Source organism: Sedimentitalea todarodis, from assembly GCF_032595355.1.
Lineage (GTDB): Bacteria > Pseudomonadota > Alphaproteobacteria > Rhodobacterales > Rhodobacteraceae > Sedimentitalea > Sedimentitalea todarodis.
In genome coordinates this window covers 13,623-29,971 of sequence record NZ_JASMWN010000007.1, presented here as the reverse complement: position 1 = coordinate 29,971, position 16,349 = coordinate 13,623, and the positions used below count along the sequence as shown (strand labels likewise).

The 16,349-nt window shown below is 59.4% G+C and carries 13 protein-coding genes; 9 read left to right on the top strand and 4 right to left on the bottom strand.

The window, feature by feature from the left end; all coding sequences use genetic code 11:
* Window positions 1–6 precede the first annotated feature (6 nt).
* Both xsc and QO231_RS10765 read right to left on the bottom strand, forming a co-directional pair.
* Window positions 7–1,785, bottom strand: a complete 1,779-nt coding sequence (gene xsc / locus QO231_RS10770; protein WP_316775965.1) for a sulfoacetaldehyde acetyltransferase — start codon at window positions 1,783–1,785, stop codon at window positions 7–9.
* A 52-nt stretch (window positions 1,786–1,837) separates the two neighbouring features.
* Window positions 1,838–3,454, bottom strand: a complete 1,617-nt coding sequence (locus tag QO231_RS10765; protein ID WP_316775964.1) for a GMC family oxidoreductase — start codon at window positions 3,452–3,454, stop codon at window positions 1,838–1,840.
* Between the two features lie 118 nt (window positions 3,455–3,572).
* On the opposite strand from QO231_RS10765, the gene QO231_RS10760 reads away from it, so the two are divergent.
* The 4 genes from QO231_RS10760 (at window position 3,573) to QO231_RS10745 (ending at window position 7,753) form a co-directional block, all read left to right on the top strand.
* A complete protein-coding gene (locus QO231_RS10760) occupies window positions 3,573–4,805 on the top strand; it encodes a TRAP transporter substrate-binding protein (protein WP_316775962.1) in 1,233 nt (410 codons plus the stop codon).
* Window positions 4,806–4,916: 111 nt separating this feature from the next.
* Window positions 4,917–5,594 carry a TRAP transporter small permease gene (locus QO231_RS10755; RefSeq protein WP_316775961.1) on the top strand — a complete coding sequence of 226 codons (678 nt, stop codon included), beginning with the start codon at window positions 4,917–4,919 and terminating at the stop codon, window positions 5,592–5,594.
* Window positions 5,594–6,952: a TRAP transporter large permease gene (locus tag QO231_RS10750; protein ID WP_316775959.1), complete on the top strand. Its 1,359-nt coding sequence runs from the start codon at window positions 5,594–5,596 to the stop codon at window positions 6,950–6,952. The genes QO231_RS10755 and QO231_RS10750 overlap by 1 nt, the downstream gene beginning before the upstream one ends.
* A gap of 12 nt (window positions 6,953–6,964) precedes the next feature.
* Window positions 6,965–7,753 (top strand): IclR family transcriptional regulator, encoded by a 789-nt coding sequence (locus tag QO231_RS10745; protein ID WP_316775957.1) that lies wholly within the window; start codon window positions 6,965–6,967, stop codon window positions 7,751–7,753.
* 115 nt (window positions 7,754–7,868) lie between these two features.
* Here QO231_RS10745 and QO231_RS10740 read toward each other — a convergent pair whose 3' ends face one another.
* On the bottom strand, window positions 7,869–8,741 hold the full coding sequence (locus QO231_RS10740; protein WP_316775955.1) for a VOC family protein: 873 nt from the start codon (window positions 8,739–8,741) through the stop codon (window positions 7,869–7,871).
* 39 nt (window positions 8,742–8,780) lie between these two features.
* Window positions 8,781–9,491: an SDR family oxidoreductase gene (locus tag QO231_RS10735; RefSeq protein ID WP_316775954.1), complete on the bottom strand. Its 711-nt coding sequence runs from the start codon at window positions 9,489–9,491 to the stop codon at window positions 8,781–8,783.
* A gap of 190 nt (window positions 9,492–9,681) precedes the next feature.
* Here QO231_RS10735 and QO231_RS10730 point away from each other — a divergent pair, with 190 nt between their 5' ends.
* From QO231_RS10730 to QO231_RS10710, 5 genes are all read left to right on the top strand, one after another.
* The gene (locus tag QO231_RS10730; protein WP_316775952.1) at window positions 9,682–11,274 is read left to right on the top strand and encodes an ABC transporter substrate-binding protein; all 1,593 of its coding nucleotides are present in this window, start codon (window positions 9,682–9,684) and stop codon (window positions 11,272–11,274) included.
* A gap of 97 nt (window positions 11,275–11,371) precedes the next feature.
* Entirely contained in the window at window positions 11,372–12,361 is a 990-nt protein-coding gene (locus QO231_RS10725) for an ABC transporter permease (protein ID WP_316775951.1), read from the top strand.
* On the top strand, window positions 12,358–13,236 hold the full coding sequence (locus QO231_RS10720; RefSeq protein WP_316775949.1) for an ABC transporter permease: 879 nt from the start codon (window positions 12,358–12,360) through the stop codon (window positions 13,234–13,236). Before QO231_RS10725 ends, QO231_RS10720 begins: the two co-directional genes overlap by 4 nt.
* Window positions 13,233–14,888 (top strand): ABC transporter ATP-binding protein, encoded by a 1,656-nt coding sequence (locus QO231_RS10715; protein WP_316775947.1) that lies wholly within the window; start codon window positions 13,233–13,235, stop codon window positions 14,886–14,888. Before QO231_RS10720 ends, QO231_RS10715 begins: the two co-directional genes overlap by 4 nt.
* A complete protein-coding gene (locus QO231_RS10710; protein ID WP_316775945.1) occupies window positions 14,885–16,204 on the top strand; it encodes an NAD(P)/FAD-dependent oxidoreductase in 1,320 nt (439 codons plus the stop codon). The genes QO231_RS10715 and QO231_RS10710 overlap by 4 nt, the downstream gene beginning before the upstream one ends.
* Window positions 16,205–16,349: the final 145 nt, after the last annotated feature.

The window sequence follows — 16,349 nt, the reverse complement described above, 5'->3', positions numbered from 1 at the left end:
GGCCTCTCAGACCCGCTGCGGACACATGTCAGCTATATCGATGCCGGCGACCTTTACCGGCTTTTTCATAGCGTCGCGGCGGAAGGGTTCGCCCAACTCCTGGTTCAGGATGACTTCGATAAAGGTGGTCACACCATCCTTCATCTGCTCTTTCACGGCGGTGTTCAGCACATCGGTCAACTGCTCCATCGACGTCGCCTGCACACCCTTGACGCCACAGCCTTCCGCGATCTTGGCATAGTTGACACCAAGGTTCAGTTCCGTTCCGACGAAGTTGTCATCGTACCAGAGTGTCGTGTTACGCTTTTCAGCGCCCCACTGGTAGTTACGGAAGATGATCATCGTGATCGGTGGCCAGTCATTGCGGCCACAAGCCGTCATCTCGTTCATCGAGATACCGAAGGCTCCATCCCCAGCAAAGCCGACAACGGGAACATCCGGGCAGCCAATCTTGGCGCCAAGGATGGCTGGAAGGCCATAGCCGCAGGGACCAAAGAGACCCGGTGCCAGGTATTTGCGGCCCTTTTCAAATGACGGATACGCGTTGCCGATCGCGCAGTTGTTGCCGATGTCGCTGCTGATGATCGCATCGTTGGGCAGGGCCGACATGATCGCGCGCCATGCCTGACGTGGGCTCATGCGATCGGGCTGGCGGTTGCGGGCACGTTCATTCCAGGTGATGCCTTCGTCGTTGTCGTCCTCATGGTCAATCGAGCTGAGTTCCTGCGCCCACCGGGACTTGCGCGAGGCGATCTCTTCCTTGCGCTCCTTGCGGCCCTTGTCACCGGCCTCATCCGACAGGTTTGCGAGCAACTGCTCGGCGACCTTCCTTGCATCGCCTTGGATCGCCACATCTACCTTCTTGGTCAGGCCGATCCGGTCCGAATTGATGTCGACCTGGATGACCTTGGCATCCTTCGGCCAATAATCCATGCCATAGCCCGGCAACGTCGAAAACGGGTTCAGGCGGTTGCCCAGGGCCAGCACGACATCGGCCTTCTGGATCAGTTCCATCGCCGCCTTGCTGCCGTTGTAGCCCAGAGGTCCGACACCCAGCGGATGATTGCCCGGGAACGCGTCATTGTGCTGGTAGCCACAGGCGACCGGGGCGTCCAGCGCCTCTGCCAGGTGCCGGCTGGCATCGATGCCGCCGGCCAGGATCACGCCGGCCCCGTTGAGAATCACAGGGAATTCGGCATCCGACAGCAGCTTTGCCGCAGCGGCAATCGCCTCTTCACCCCCCGCAGGACGCTCCAGGCGGATAATCTGCGGCAGTTCGATATCAATGATCTGGGTCCAGTAGTCGCGCGGGATGTTCATCTGCGCCGGCGCAGATCCGCGCCATGCCTTTTCGATCACCCGGTTCAGGACTTCGGCCATGCGTGACGGATCGCGGACCTCTTCCTGATAACAGACCATATCCTCGAACAGTTTCATCTGTTCGATTTCCTGAAACCCGCCCTGTCCGATTGTCTTGTTGGCCGCCTGCGGCGTGACCAGCAGCAGCGGCGTATGGTTCCAGTAGGCGGTCTTGATCGGAGTGACGAAGTTGGTGATGCCGGGGCCGTTTTGCGCAATCGCCATGCTCATCTTGCCCGTTGCACGGGTGTAGCCATCGGCAATCATGCCGCCCGAGGTTTCATGCGCACAATCCCAGAATTTGATACCCGCAGCCGGAAACAGGTCGGAAATCGGCATCATTGCAGACCCGATGATGCCAAAGGCATGTTCGATACCATGCATCTGCAGTACCTTGATAAAGGCCTCTTCGGTTGTCATTTTCATGGTAGGTGATCCTTCGTTGATTGTCAGTTTGAGAAGCGCCGCATGCCGCGGTTCATCGAGAGTGGTCGCGATCTTCGAGCACCAGATCGCTGGCCTTTTCGCCAATCATGATCGCAGGTGCATTGGTGTTGCCGGAAACGATTTCGGGCATGATGGAACAGTCTGCAACGCGCAGTCCGCGAATGCCGTGGACACGCAAGCGCTCATCCACAACGGCATCCTTACCAGATCCCATCTTGCACGTGCCAGTCGGGTGATAGATCGACGCTGTGTTGTTTCGCGCCCAATCCAGCGTTGCATCGAAGTCATCCATATCAAGGCTCGCATGAGGGCGATACTCCTCGGAGATTTTGGACGTCAGCGGCGCATGCCGGGCGATCTTTCGGGCAATGTTCACACCCGCCACGATGGTGCGGCAGTCTGTTTCGGTCGACAGGTAGTTCGGGATGATCTTCGGATATGTTCCGGACTCTGCCCCCGCCAGCCGGATTTCACCTCGGCTCTCAGGCCGTAATTGACAGACCGACATTGTGAAAGCAGAGAATTTATCAGCCCCTTTGCCGGGGTTTTCCGCCGACAGAGGCTGAACGTGGAACTGAATGTCGGGCGTCTCCAAATCCTCCCGGGTCTTCATGAAGCCGGTGGCGAGGCTGGCGGCCATGGTCATCGGGCCAGCCCGAAACATCATGTATTTCAGGCCGATCTTGGCCTGCCCAAAGAGAGAGGACACTTCGTCATTCAGGGTCGGCTCGTTGCATTTGTAGACCAGGCGCGCCTGGAGATGGTCCTGAAGATTCTTGCCGACGCCGGCCAAATCCTGCACTACGTCGATCCCGTGTTCCGCCAGTTGGGCAGCTTCGCCTATTCCTGACAACATCAGCAGTTGCGGCGAGTTGATTGCGCCACCGGACAAGATTATTTCCCGATTTGCCTTTATGGTATGAACCTGGCCTCCGCGATCGGTATATGTCACTGCCGTCGCGCGGCGATCCTCGATCACAATCTTGTCAACCTGCGCATGCGTGATGATCTCCAGATTTTTGCGGGATTTGACCGGGTTGAGATAGGCAACTGCAGAACTGCAGCGCCGGCCATTGCGCGACGTCAGTTGAAAGTAACCCACGCCTTCCTGTTTGGCACCATTATAGTCCGGATTGAACGGGTAACCCGCATTTTGCGCCGCCGCGACCCAGGCATCGGTAATGGGGCGTTGAATGCGCATGTTCGATACAGACAAGGGCCCCTGATCGCCGTGGAAATCATCGCCGCCGCGTTCATTTTTCTCTGAGCGCTTGAAAAGGGGTAGAATATCCTCCCAGCCCCAGCCCGTGTTGCCCATCTGACGCCAACGGTCATAGTCCCTCGGCTGTCCGCGAACATAAAGCAGACCATTCAGTGAGGACGATCCGCCCAGGACTCTGCCGCGCGGCCATTCAATCGAGCGACCGTTCAGGCCAGGATCCGGTTCAGTCTTGTAGCACCAGTCGACTTTCGGATTGTGGATGGTCTTGAAGTAGCCGACCGGAATGTGAATCCACGGGTTCAGGTCACGCCCGCCGGCTTCTAACAACAGCACTCTGTTTGATGGATCTTCGCTGAGGCGGTTGGCAAGAACACAGCCCGCAGAACCTGCCCCCACAACAATATAGTCGACGTTTGACGTTTCCATTTTCCCCCCAAGCGCGGATTTCCGGCACTCAAACTTTCCCTTGCGCCAATGATCAATACATGATTAAAAATGATACTACAAGTCTCATTGGGTGAGACAATATGGGAGGAATGAAAAAATGAGTATTGGAAGCAAGCTGGGGCATCTGTCTCGCCGGGATCTGTTCAGGGTTGCTGGTCGCTACGGCATGAGTTCGACTCTTCTGGCCGCAGGGTCTTTCGGCGGGGCAATGAGCCTTGCCAATCTCGCGGCCGCTGCGAACTCGACTTATGAACGTCGATTTTCAAAAGAGGCCAAGCACACGCTGAAATTCGGCGCGTCGGGCTTTAACGATAGGAATTTGCTGATAGAACGCGCCGGTGCTCTGGAGTTTGCACGCGATCTGGAGAGCCGCACGGATGGCGAGATCCGCATCGAATTTATCGGCGACAATCAAATCTGCGGGCAGACCTCCTGCGTGGAAAAGACCCAGCAGGGCATCGTTGATATCTATGCCGCGTCCACACAGAACTCTGCCGGTGGCGCGCCCTATCTGAACGTGCTGGACTATGCCTACATGTTCCCCGGCCGGGCGTCACAGTACCACTTCCTCTACAGTCCTGAATCGCAGCGCATCCTGCGCGATCCTCTCGAAAAGCGGCACGGGTTGAAGTTTCTCTTCAGCCATTGCGAATTGCGCGGCATCCAGTTGGGCCTGAAGTATCAGGACGCGCCCACCGTCACCAAGCTGGAAGAACTGTTCGGCACCAAGAACCGCGTGACCGGCACCCAGTTGGGCCGGATTGCAATGGAGGCGCTGAACCTGAACCCGGTTCCCGTCGCATGGGAAGAAACGTTGGACGGGTTGAAGCAGGGCCTGATTGATGGTGCGGAAACATGGGCGTCCGCCGTGGCCTATGCCAACATGTCGCCCGTTGTGTCCCAGTGTGTGGATCTCAAGTTCTTCTGCGGCACAGAGCACACCTCGATGGCAACTTCCGTGTTTGATGGTCTGAGCGGCGAGCTTCAGGACGCCGTATTGGAATCGGCATACTGGACACAGACCCATGTGCAGGCGGCGAACGAGGCTGCCCTGGTCAAGACTGTCGGTTTCTCGGACCCGCAATTGCCGGGCACGATTTTTGCGGAAAACAATGTACGCAATGCATTCCTGGCAGATGATCAGATCAAGATGGCCGAAGAAATGTGCTCACCCGAGTTTCAACCACAATTGTGGGAGCAATGGCGTGAACGTCTGAACGGTTGGGCCGGTGGCATCGACACCTATCAGGAAATCTATGACATCGCGCGCCAGGTCCCCGCTGATATGAAGCCGGAAAATGTCGAACCTCGCCGCTGGTGGAAAGGCTGACAAGCTTACGCGGTGCTGGTCCGGCAAATCGGTCGGACCAGTACTGTTTTTCAAGACAGGTTCTTCCATCCGCTACCGGCGGCATGTTCCAAGAAAAAGGGAATCGCATAGATGTCTATCTGGGCTGATATGGTCACCATCGTCACATCGACGCTGACGGGTGATATCGACTTCAAGACAGTACAGGCCTATCGGTCGGACGCAGCATGGTATGTCTTTGGGCCGCTCACGTTGTTGGGCGGCACCTTGGTCTACTACCTCTACAAGGCGGTCCCGTTTCTGGACCGTCACCTGGAACGCACCATTGTCGTGTGGACCTATATCATCATTGCCGCCATTATTTTCGTGGGCGTCTTGCAGCGGTTCATTCCGTTTGTTCCGGGACAGCCCGCCTGGTCCACAACGATCCCGCCGATGCTGTTCATGATCATGGCATGGTTCGGCTGTGCGTTTAACGTCCGGCTTCGGACGCACCTGAGCTTCAACGAGTTTCGGTCGCAGTTTCCGCGCGGAGGGCAACTCTTCTGCCTGCTCCTGGATGCGGCACTGTGGTTCGGGTTTTGCGTGATCGTGGTCACAACGACGTCACGGGTCACGGTCAACTCCTATGACAATTTCCAGATCGTTCTGGGCACCGACAATCTGATGCAGTGGTGGTTCATTATCACCGTACCAGTCGCCTTTATCCTCATGGCGGGCCGCGTCATCGAAAACCTGGTCGAAGACCTGCGCAATTATCGCACGGGCAAACCCATGATCGTGCAATCAGTTATCGGTGGAGACGTATGATGGAAGACGGAACATGGATCACGATCATTTCGCTCGCTGTGACGATGCTGTTCATGCTGGGCGTTCCGGTGCTTCTGGTCATCTTGTACTGGGTCGTTGGCTGCAGCTTTGTGATGGGGCTGACATTGGACAACACCGGTGCGGAACTGCTGAATGTCTTTAACAAGGGCTTTGCTTTGCTTGCGATGCCGCTCTTCATATTGACGGGGGACCTGATCAACAAATCAGGAATTGCCCGACGATTGTCGGATTTCGCATATTCCTGTCTGGGATGGCTGCGCGGCGGTCTTGCGATGGCGGCCGTTGGGGCCTGCGGTCTCTTTGCTGCAATCTCCGGGTCGAACTCCGCAACAACGGCGACCATTGGTTCGATGCTGCACCCTGAAATGGTCAAAGGTGGCTATGACGAGCGCTTCTCGGCAGCCACGGCGGCGGCGGGCGGCACAGTCGGGATCATCATCCCGCCGTCGATCATCTTCATTGTTTACGGCTTCCTGATGAACCTGCCGATTTCCGAACTCTTCGTGGCAGGTATCATCCCGGGGACGCTGATGGTTTTTGCGATGATGGCGACGGCATTCATCGTCTGTTCGATCAACGGCTGGGGCTATTTGATCCGTTTAGAAATTGGCCGGGTCATCAAAACGGCCATCGGCGCCTGGCTGGGCTTCTTTGCCATCGGTCTGGTGCTCTGGGGTATCTATACCGGCAAATTCTCTCCAACCGAGGCGGCCGGTGTGACGGTCGGCTTCTGTATCATCGTAGGGCTGATTTCTTTTCCGCTGAACAGGATCATGGGCCAGGATGCCGACACGCCGGTATCCGAGAAATCCACCGCGTCCATGTTGGTGGTTGAAGGGTTCACCATTCGGGAGATCCCTTCGATCGTCGTCCGCTCGGCGCAGATCACCGGCATTCTCGCGCCGCTCATCGCGGTTTCGGTGGTCATGCAACAGATTCTATCGTTGCTGGGTGCTCAATCAGTAATTGGTGGGTTCGTGACCGGAATGGGCGGCTACTATCCCGTTCTCTTCACCGCAATGGCGATCGTGTTTGTGGCAGGCATGATTTTGGAAAGCCTGCCTGTAACGATCATCCTTGCCCCGATTCTCGCGCCGGTCGCAGCCTCTGTCGGGGTCGATCCGGTCCACTTTTCGGTGATCTTCCTGGTGGGCGCCTCCATCGGGTTTATCACGCCGCCTTACGGTCTGAACCTCTATGTCGCAAGCGGCGTGACAGGTGTTCCATACTTCCGACTCTTGCGGTACTCGACAATGTACCTGTTTTCGCTGATTGCAGTATGGCTTCTTGTTGCTATGATCCCCGAACTAGCCTTGGCGCTGTTGCCAAACCGTTGATATGAATTGAGTATGGCTGACAACGCTCGCAGACAGGAAGGCCAGAGTATCCCGACCAACATGCGTCTCGTGTTGTTGCTGGAGGAAATCGGGCGTGCTGGCGTGCCGATAACTCCGACAGAAGCGAACGCGGTTCTAGGCTTGCCAAAACCGACCGTGCATCGCCTCTTCAACACCTTGGAGGCGGAAGGTCTTGTTCAGCGTGATATTGACGGAAAATCCTTCAGTCCCGGGCGTCGGCTCAGAACACTCTCGGTGAACGTTCTTTCCTCGCTGCGCATAAGAACGGCGCGGCTGGCGGTGCTGCAGAAACTCGCGGAGGAAATCGGCGAAACCTGCAACATCGCCACATCTGAACGCGACGGCATGATCTATCTCGATCGGGTGGAGTCGAAATGGCCCCTGCGGATCCAGCTTCCCATCGGGTCGGCAGTTCCGTTTCACTGCACGGCCAGCGGCAAGATGTATTTGTCGTCCTTGCTGCCATCACACCTTGAGCGTTTCCTGGCCGCGACACAGCTGCAGCGGCATACAAGAAAAACCATCACGGACGCGAATATCCTGAAGGATGAAATAGAAATCATCCGCAAGCGCGGCTACTCGACCGATGACGAAGAGTTCATGGACGAAATGGTTGCGGTTGCAGTGCCCATCAAGGATGGCCGGGGCAGGCTCATGTCAACCCTTTCGGTTCATGGTCCCGTGCAGCGATTGAGTCTCAAGGACGCAGAGCTCCATTTGGACCTGATGCACAGAACCGCCGAGGATTTGGCCAGCATTGCAAGCAACAGCGAGAGTTGATCTTCCGGATCCAGCGGTCTCTGATGAACGTTGATTTAGGGACCGCGAGGCGACTGATAGCTGAGGACTTTGGCACTATCGCAGCAGCTTCCGCTTCAGTGTCCGCTGCGGATATTTATGGTTGGCGACGGTCCTGTACGAACTCCAGCACTGCGCCGGACGCCGCTTCGGGTGACACGGCCACTCCAGATGTCGTGTCGTGGGCAGGGAGCTCGGCGGCTGCCAGACAGGCGCGGGCCGCGTCGATATCGCTTACCCTGATCCGCAGAGCGGTGAATGCTCCGCTTGCCGTTTTCGACAGGTCGATATCGGGATAGAGCGCGGCCATGTCGGACCTCTTCAGCAACTGCAAAGGTGCCGAGTTCTGTCCCGTTTGCACGGTACAGCTGCCGTTGTCCTCGACCACCTGTCCGGCGGCCCACAACCGCGCAAAGCGCTGCGCATCCTCTTCGGGGGACTCGGAAATCGCCAGGATCGCGTCCAACCCGCAGGCGGTGTTCTGATGGGTCAGAAGTTCAGGAAGCCAAACGGTCTCGCGCGTTTTGTGCTGGCACATGAACACCATGCCCAGTGGCACCTCGTCCGGCGCAAAGGTCACCGTCGAGAATGCCGCCACCCCGGTGTCGCCGCCGGGCAGCGGAACCGGCCGTTCGAAACTGTTCAGATCCTGCGTGGCGATGCCCAACGCCTCAAGCGCCTTAGCGGCGGAATCGGCAGTGTCGATGCGGCAGGCGATCGCGTGCAGCCCTTCGCCCTGTTCCGCCAGCGTCTTGCGTCGCTTGGCGTTGAGTTCGGTGGGCGTGAGCAGGCCCAGCAACTCGAAATAATCATCCGGAAACATGATCGTGTAATTGGCCGATCCCTTGGCCGCCGAATGCAGTCCGCGCGGTGAGAGAGTAAATCCCATAGCCGCATATTGCGCGGCGGCGGTATCCAGATCGTTCACCAGTACGAAACAATGATCTATGCCTTTGACGGGATGGGACATGCGGGTTCTCCGATTGACTTTGGGAATGGCTTGGCGCGGTCAGTGCCGCACCGGTGCCAGGACAATTTCGTGTATGACGACCGACGGGTTCATCCGCGCCACGTAGAGCGCGGTTTCGGCCATGTCTTCGGGTTGAATCATCGCCGCCATGCGCGAGGCGTCAAAACCGGGCCTCTTGGCCAGAAGCGGGGTTGCGACTTCGGCCGGGCACAGCGCCGTGGACCGAATGCCGTTCGCGCCCTCTTCGTCGTTCAGGCTGGCCGACAGGTCCGAAAGCGCATGTTTGGATGCGCCATAGGCGACGCCGCCCACCGCAGAATGGTAACGACCGGCCCAGCTTGAGGTGTGGATCATCACCCCGTCCCGTTGCCGGCGCATCGTCGGCAGACAGGCCGCGATAACGTTCATGGCTCCGCTCAGGTTGACCCGGAACACGTCATCCCAGCTGTCCCAGTCCAGATCGGCCCACTTGCGTTGCGGAATATTCAGCCCGGCATTGTTGCACAGTACATGAATGCCACCGCCCCATTCCGTGATCTGCGCAGCCAGTTCCACCATGCCGGCCCGGTCGGTCACGTCGCCGGGCAGCAGGAGCGTCTTTGCCGTGTCGGGCAGCGAGGCGGCCACATCCACAAGGCTCCGGCGGGTGCGCCCGGTCAATGCGACGCCATATCCGGCAGCGGAAAATGCTTTGACCAGTGCCGCGCCGATGCCGGATCCGGCTCCGGTGATCCACGCCGTTTTTTGCATCTGGCGGCCTTTCTGTTCAAGTCGGGAAAACGCTGCGTCCCGTTACCGTCCAACTGTAGAGCGACCTTTCGGGGTTTCGCAATGGTGTTGAGTTTGCCGTTGACCTCCGATTTCGCAGCGCACACAGTATGGCCCATTCGATCAAGGCCCCCGCGCCATACGGGGCAAGCAATTTTGGGGATACAGCAAGATGATGACAGGACGAACGGGCCTAGCCCTCGCCATGACCGGTGCCGCCATGATGGGTACAATGTCTCTGCCCGCGATGGCGCAGGATGTGACGACGGGCGGAACGGCAATCGTGCAGATGATTTCCGAACAGCGAACGTTGAACCCGGCCTTGCGCGCGTCGACCGGTGTCTACAACATCTCTGGCAAGATCGTGGAGCCCCTGATCGACAAGAGCTACGATGGGTATGTTCCGGTGCTGGCCACGGAATGGTCCAGTTCCGAGGATGGCCTGCACATCACCGTCAAGCTGCGTGAAGGCGTCAAATGGCATGACGGCGAGGATTTCACCTGCGACGACGTGGCCTTTACCGCCATTGAAATGTGGAAGAAGCTGCTGAATTATTCCTCGGCATTGCAGGCCAACCTTGAGTCGGTCGATTGTGCTGATCCGCATACCGCCGTGTTCAACTATTCCAAGCCGATGCCGATGGACCTGTTTCTTGCGGCAATGCCCGACCTTGGTCACCCGATGCCCAAACATCTGTATGAAGGCACCGATATCCTGAAGAACGAACTGAATACCGCGCCCGTCGGCACAGGCCCGTTCAAGTTCGTGGAGTATGAACGCGGCCAGTATGTAATGGCGGTCAAGAACGAGGATTACTGGCGCGAGGGCTATCCCCATCTTGATCGGATCGTCTGGCGTTTCATCAAGGACAAATCCGCCGCCGCCGCCGCGCTGGAGGCGGGTGAAGTGCATGAATCCGGGTTCATCGGCGTGTCGATGGCCGATATCGAACGGCTGTCGCAGGACGACAGGTTCGACGTGGGCACCGAGGGTTACGAGAACAACGTCGCCCACTCGACCGTGGAGTTTAATCATCGCAACCCGATCCTGGCCGATGTGAACGTGCGTCGCGCGATCTATCACGGGCTCGATATCGATTATGCGATCGACACCATCATGCGCGGCTTTGCCAAGCCCGGTCGCGGTCCGGTTCCGACGGCGGGGGGTGCAAATTATACCGATGACGTGCCGACCTATGACTATGACCCGGAATTGGCCAAACAGATGCTGGACGAGGCGGGCTATCCCGTGGGCGACGACGGTTTCCGTTTCAAGCTGAAGCACCGCCCGGCACCCTGGGGTGAATACACCCAGCTTTGGGGTGAGTATTTTGCCCAGGCGATGAAGGAGATCGATATCGATGTCGAGCTTCAGACCAATGATGCGCCCGGTTTCCTGAACGGCGTCTATCGCGATCACGATTTCGACACCGCCAACGGCTGGCACCAGTTCCGTTCCGACCCGGCTGTGTCGACGATGGTCTGGCTGCGTTCAGGTCAGCCCGAGGGCACCCCCTGGACCAACCAGTTCGGATGGCAAAGCGACGAAATCGACCAGATGATCGACGAGGCCGCCTCGGAACTGGACCCGGAAAAGCGGGCCGAGATGTACCACGAGATCCAGCGCCGCTCGATGGAGGAACTGCCGGTGATCTTTGCGATTGAACACCCGTTCATCTCGGTCACTTCCAAGAAGCTGAAGAACCACCACAATACGCCGCGCTGGAACTCCTCCAGCTGGTATGACCTCTGGCTGGAAGAGTGATGCAAGACCGGGCAGGGCGCGCTACCTGTTCCTGCCCGGACCAAAGACATGGCCCGGCAAAGCACTGCGCAGCCGGTCGCAACCGGAAAGACCGGGAATGAGTCTGCCTGTCCCTCCGATCCTGACATACGCATTGCGCCGTCTGGTTCAGGCGGTGCCGGTGATCATCCTGATCATGGTTGGCACGTTCCTGCTGCTGAAACTGGCACCGGGCGACACGGTGGACGCCTTGGTCGGAGACATGGGTGGAGCGGATGCGGCCTTTATCGCCCGATTGCGCGCGGAATACGGGCTGGATCAGCCGGTCTGGGTCCAGCTTTGGCGCTATATGGCGAAACTGGCCACCTTCGATTTCGGCTGGTCCTTTGTTTACGAACAGCCGGTGTCGCGGGTTCTTATGGATCGTCTGGGCACCACGCTCTTGCTGATGGCGACATCGCTCAGTCTGGCCTTTACCATCGGCATCGCATTGGGTGCCTTTGCCGCGCGCCGGGCCTATTCGCTGACCGACAACGTGATTTCAACCCTGGGACTGGTGTTTTATGCCACCCCCAGCTTCTTTCTGTCCCTGATGATGATGCTTCTGTTCTCGGTCAAGCTGGGCTGGTTGCCGGTGGGCGGGATAAAGACCATCGCCGGGTTTTACACCGGGTGGGATCATGTGGTCGATGTGGCGCTGCATCTGGTGATGCCAACCGCCGCGCTGTCGCTGATCTACCTGTCGTTCTACCTGCGCCTGATGCGCGCCTCGGTCCTTGAGGTCGCGGAGCTGGATTATGTGCGCACCGCGCGCGCCAAAGGGGCGGGCGAAACCCGGCTCATGTTCCATCACATCATGCGCAATGCCCTGTTGCCGGTGGTGACGCTGCTGGGGCTGCAATTCTCCACCCTGCTGGGCGGATCGGTCGTGGTCGAGACCATCTTTACCCTGCCGGGGCTGGGCCAACTGGCCTATCAGTCGGTGGTGCAACGGGACATGAATACGCTGATGGGGATCATCTTCCTGTCCTCGGTCATCGTGATCGTCGTGAACTTTCTGACCGACCTGCTCTATGCCCGGCTGGACAGCAGGATCAAACTGACATGACCCTGGTTGACGCAGATCTGCGCCCGCCCGAGCCGTCGCGCCCGGTGGTGTTCTGGCGCCGCTACCGCCGTAACCGGGCTGCCTTACTGGGATTGTTCCTGTTTGCCATTGTTGTTTTCATGGCGTTGACCGCCGGGCTGGTCGATCCGGATGATCCGTTGCGGCGCGCCGGTGTTCCGCTGACCGCGCCTTTTGTCGATTGGGCCACACCATTGGGCACCGATCAGTTGGGGCGCGATATCCTTTCAGGCATCTTCTATGGTGCGCGGATTTCGCTGTTGGTCGGCGTTGTGGCGACGCTGATCTCGATTGCCATCGGCGTGGTGATCGGTGCCTTGGCGGGGTATTTCGGTGGCTGGGTCGATGACGTCCTGATGCGGATCACCGAAGCCTTCCAGACCATACCCAATTTTGTGCTGCTGCTGGCGCTGGTGGCGATCCTGGGGTCCAAAATCGAATGGATCACCCTTGCCATCGGCATCGTCAGCTGGACCGCCCCGGCGCGCATGGTACGGGCCGAGTTCATGTCGCTGCGGGGTCGCGAATTTGTCGATGCCGCGCGCAATCTGGGGGTGTCCAACACGGCCATCATCTTTCGCGAGATCCTGCCCAACGCGCTGCCGCCGATCGTCGTCTATGCCTCGGTCATCATGGCGCTGTCGATCCTGCTGGAAAGTGCGCTGGCTTTTCTGGGACTGGGCGATCCGAACTATGCAAGCTGGGGCAACATGATCGGTCAGGGTCGGGCCGTGCTGCGCACCGCATGGTATTGCGCAGCGATTCCCGGCGTGGCCATCGTGCTGACCGTTCTGTCGTTCTCGCTTCTGGGCGAGGGGTTGAACGACGCGTTGAACCCGAGGCAGAAACAGAGATGAGCAGTGGCCCGGTTCTGGACATCCGAGATCTCAGGATTGCCTTGCCCGAAGGGTCCGACCGGCCTTTTGCGCTGGAAGGTCTGAACCTGACAGTGAACCCGGGCGAGATCGTTTGTCTGGTGGGCGAATCCGGTTCCGGAAAATCACTGACAGCCGGGGCTGTGATGCGGCTGCTGCCGGAGCCGCATGTTCAGGTGGCAGGCGGAGCCATCGCCTTTGAAAACCAGAACCTGCTGGACAAGACCGAAGCCGAGATGCGCAAAATTCGCGGCAACCGGATTTCGATGATCTTTCAGGAGCCGATGACCGCGCTCAATCCGCAAAAGACCGTGGGCTGGCAGATCGACGAGGTTCTGGGGCTGCACATGAACGCACCGCGGTCCGAGCGGCGCGCACATGCTATCGAGATGCTCGACCGTGTCCATATTCCCGACCCTGCCTCGGCCTACAACGCCTATCCGCACCAGATTTCCGGCGGACAACGACAGCGGGTGATGATCGCCATGGCATTGTCGCTGTCGCCCCGGCTGATCATCGCCGATGAACCGACCACTGCGCTGGACGTCACGACACAGCTTCAGATCCTCAAACTGATCCGCGAATTGCAGGAAGAGGACGGCGCAGGCGTGCTGTTCATTACCCATGATTTTGGTGTTGTGGCCGAGATTGCCGATCATGTCGTGGTGTTGCGCAACGGTGTGATGGTGGAAACGGGGCCTGCGTCGCAGGTGCTGAACGACCCCAAACACCCCTACACGCAGGCGCTGATTTCCTCGGTTCCGGCGCTGACGCCACCACCTGCCAAAGCGGTGACGCAGGCGCCTGTCGTGCTCAAGGGCACCGGGCTGAAAAAGACCTTCGCGGCCAGCGGCGGGTTCCTGTCAGGCAAGCGCGAGGCGGTTGTCGCCGTCAGGGATTTGACGTTCCAGTTGCACAAGGGCGAGACATTGGGCGTGGTCGGCGAGTCTGGCTCGGGAAAGACCACGGTGTCGCGGATCGTGACGCGCCTGCTCGAGGCCGATTCCGGCGCGGTCGAACTGAACGATACCGACCTGCTGGCCTGTTCCCCGCGCGAGTTGCGCGCAATGCGCAAGCATATCCAGATGGTGTTTCAGGACCCGATGGCGTCTCTCAATCCGCGCAAGCGCGTCGTGGATCTGATCGCGCAGGGTCCCATCGTGCACGGCGAAAACCGCGAGACGGCGCGGGCCCGCGCCCGTGATCTTCTGGAACTCGTGGAACTGTCACCCGCCGCCGCCGACCGGTTTCCGCATGAGTTTTCCGGAGGTCAGCGTCAGCGCATCGGCATCGCCCGCGCCCTCGCTCTGGAGCCAAAGGTGATCGTTGCCGATGAGCCGGTGTCGGCGCTTGACGTGAGCGTGCAGGCACAGGTGCTGACACTGCTGGCGGATCTGCGCGAACGGATGCAACTGTCGCTGCTGTTCGTGACGCACGACCTGCGGGTGGCGGCGCAGCTGTGCGACCGGATCATCGTCATGCAAAAGGGCGAAATCGTCGAGAGCGGGCTGACGGCCGAGGTATTCGCCGATCCACAACATCCCTATACCCGCAATCTGCTGTCTTCTATTCCGGGGCGGCACTGGACCCCGCCGACGTTCAAGACGGCACCGGTGACGGAGGGCGCTGCATGACGACGGACGCTGTCGAGTTTCCTCCGTCTCTCTGGGCCGCAACGGCGCCGGAACGGACGCTCTCCGCACCGTTGTCCGGCAATGCCGAAACCGACGTCGCGGTCATCGGTGCCGGATTCACCGGATTATCCGCCGCCATCGAAACCGCCCGACGCGGTCATCTGGTAACCGTGCTGGAGGGCAAGGCCGTTGGCTGGGGCGCATCGGGGCGCAACAACGGGCAGGTGATCCCGATCCTGACCGCCGCCGAACCAGACGCCTGGGTCAGCCGCTATGGCGCGGCGGGTGAGCGGATGGTCAAACTGATCGGCAACTCCGCCGATATCCTGTTCGATCTGGCGCGCGAATTTGACATGAACGCCGAAGCGGAACAAAGCGGTTGGTTCCAGCCCGCGCACAGCCCTGGCCGTGTGGCCCTGTCGCGCAGGCGGGTCGAGGCGTGGCAACGTCATGGCTTTCCCGCCGAATTCAAGACTGCCGAAGACTCCGCAGACCTGCTGGGATCGGATTTCTGGTATGGTGGCATGTACAATCCGACCGGAGGGCATATCAACCCGTTGGCGCTGGCGCGGGGTATGGCCAGGGCTGCCGAGGGTCTGGGCGCGGTGATCCAAGAGGACTCTGCCGTGACGAGCTATGCCCACGACGGCGCGCAATGGGTGATCAAGACTGCGCGCGGCACGCTCAAGGCCCGCGCGCTGATTCTGGCGACGAACGCCTATACCGGTGAGGTGACCCCGTCACTGGCACCTCGGTTGGCGCGGTCGGTCGTGCCGGTGCTCAGCTGGCAGATGGCCACCGAATCTCTGGGCGACAACCTGCGCCGCAAGATTTTGCCGGGGCGGCAGGCGGTGTCGGATACGCGCGGCGATCTGCGGTTTTTCCGCTATGATGCGCGCAACCGTCTCATCACCGGCGGCGCCGTCATGGGCAATTTCGATGTGGCGAACCGGGTACGCAAAAAAGCCGCGCGGAACCTCGCCCAGGCTTTCCCCGACCTTGGTTTGCCCGAGATGACCCACATCTGGTCAGGCTATGTCGGCATGAACTGGGATCGCTTCCCGCGCATCCATCGGCTGGGACCGGAGGGCTGGGCGTGGATCGGTTGCAATGGGCGCGGCGTCGCACTGGGCACGGCACTGGGCCGCGATCTGGCGCGCGTCGTGACCGGCACCCCCGCCGATGAACTGGCCCTGCCGGTGAGCGAGCCACAGCCCTTTCCGATGCATGGCCTCGTCCGCCGCGTCGCGCCGACCTATCTGGCGTGGCTGAAACGTCAAGATCTGCGCGAACCAAAAGTCGATAAAATCCCTTGACGCGATTATCTCAAGTTTTGGGGTGCGCGACACAAGATGTACCCGGCCAGAGCCAGATTTTTCGCTCTCTTATCGCAGTGACGGCCAGTATGTTTCGGGCCTTGCGGTCAAGGGTGTAAAAAACCGGATGATTGGAAGAAAGCTG

Bases quoted from the DNA above. Each gene is read 5' to 3' on its own strand.
- QO231_RS10725 (WP_316775951.1), top strand. From the start codon at position 11,372: ATGAGTCTGCCTGTCCCTCCGATCCTGACATACGCATTGCGCCGTCTG.
- QO231_RS10740 (WP_316775955.1), bottom strand. From the start codon at position 8,741: ATGTCCCATCCCGTCAAAGGCATAGATCATTGTTTCGTACTGGTGAAC.
- QO231_RS10715 (WP_316775947.1), top strand. From the start codon at position 13,233: ATGAGCAGTGGCCCGGTTCTGGACATCCGAGATCTCAGGATTGCCTTG.
- QO231_RS10730 (WP_316775952.1), top strand. From the start codon at position 9,682: ATGATGACAGGACGAACGGGCCTAGCCCTCGCCATGACCGGTGCCGCC.
- QO231_RS10765 (WP_316775964.1), bottom strand. From the start codon at position 3,454: ATGGAAACGTCAAACGTCGACTATATTGTTGTGGGGGCAGGTTCTGCG.
- QO231_RS10720 (WP_316775949.1), top strand. From the start codon at position 12,358: ATGACCCTGGTTGACGCAGATCTGCGCCCGCCCGAGCCGTCGCGCCCG.
- xsc (WP_316775965.1), bottom strand. From the start codon at position 1,785: ATGAAAATGACAACCGAAGAGGCCTTTATCAAGGTACTGCAGATGCAT.
- QO231_RS10710 (WP_316775945.1), top strand. From the start codon at position 14,885: ATGACGACGGACGCTGTCGAGTTTCCTCCGTCTCTCTGGGCCGCAACG.
- QO231_RS10745 (WP_316775957.1), top strand. From the start codon at position 6,965: ATGGCTGACAACGCTCGCAGACAGGAAGGCCAGAGTATCCCGACCAAC.
- QO231_RS10755 (WP_316775961.1), top strand. From the start codon at position 4,917: ATGTCTATCTGGGCTGATATGGTCACCATCGTCACATCGACGCTGACG.
- QO231_RS10760 (WP_316775962.1), top strand. From the start codon at position 3,573: ATGAGTATTGGAAGCAAGCTGGGGCATCTGTCTCGCCGGGATCTGTTC.
- QO231_RS10750 (WP_316775959.1), top strand. From the start codon at position 5,594: ATGGAAGACGGAACATGGATCACGATCATTTCGCTCGCTGTGACGATG.
- QO231_RS10735 (WP_316775954.1), bottom strand. From the start codon at position 9,491: ATGCAAAAAACGGCGTGGATCACCGGAGCCGGATCCGGCATCGGCGCG.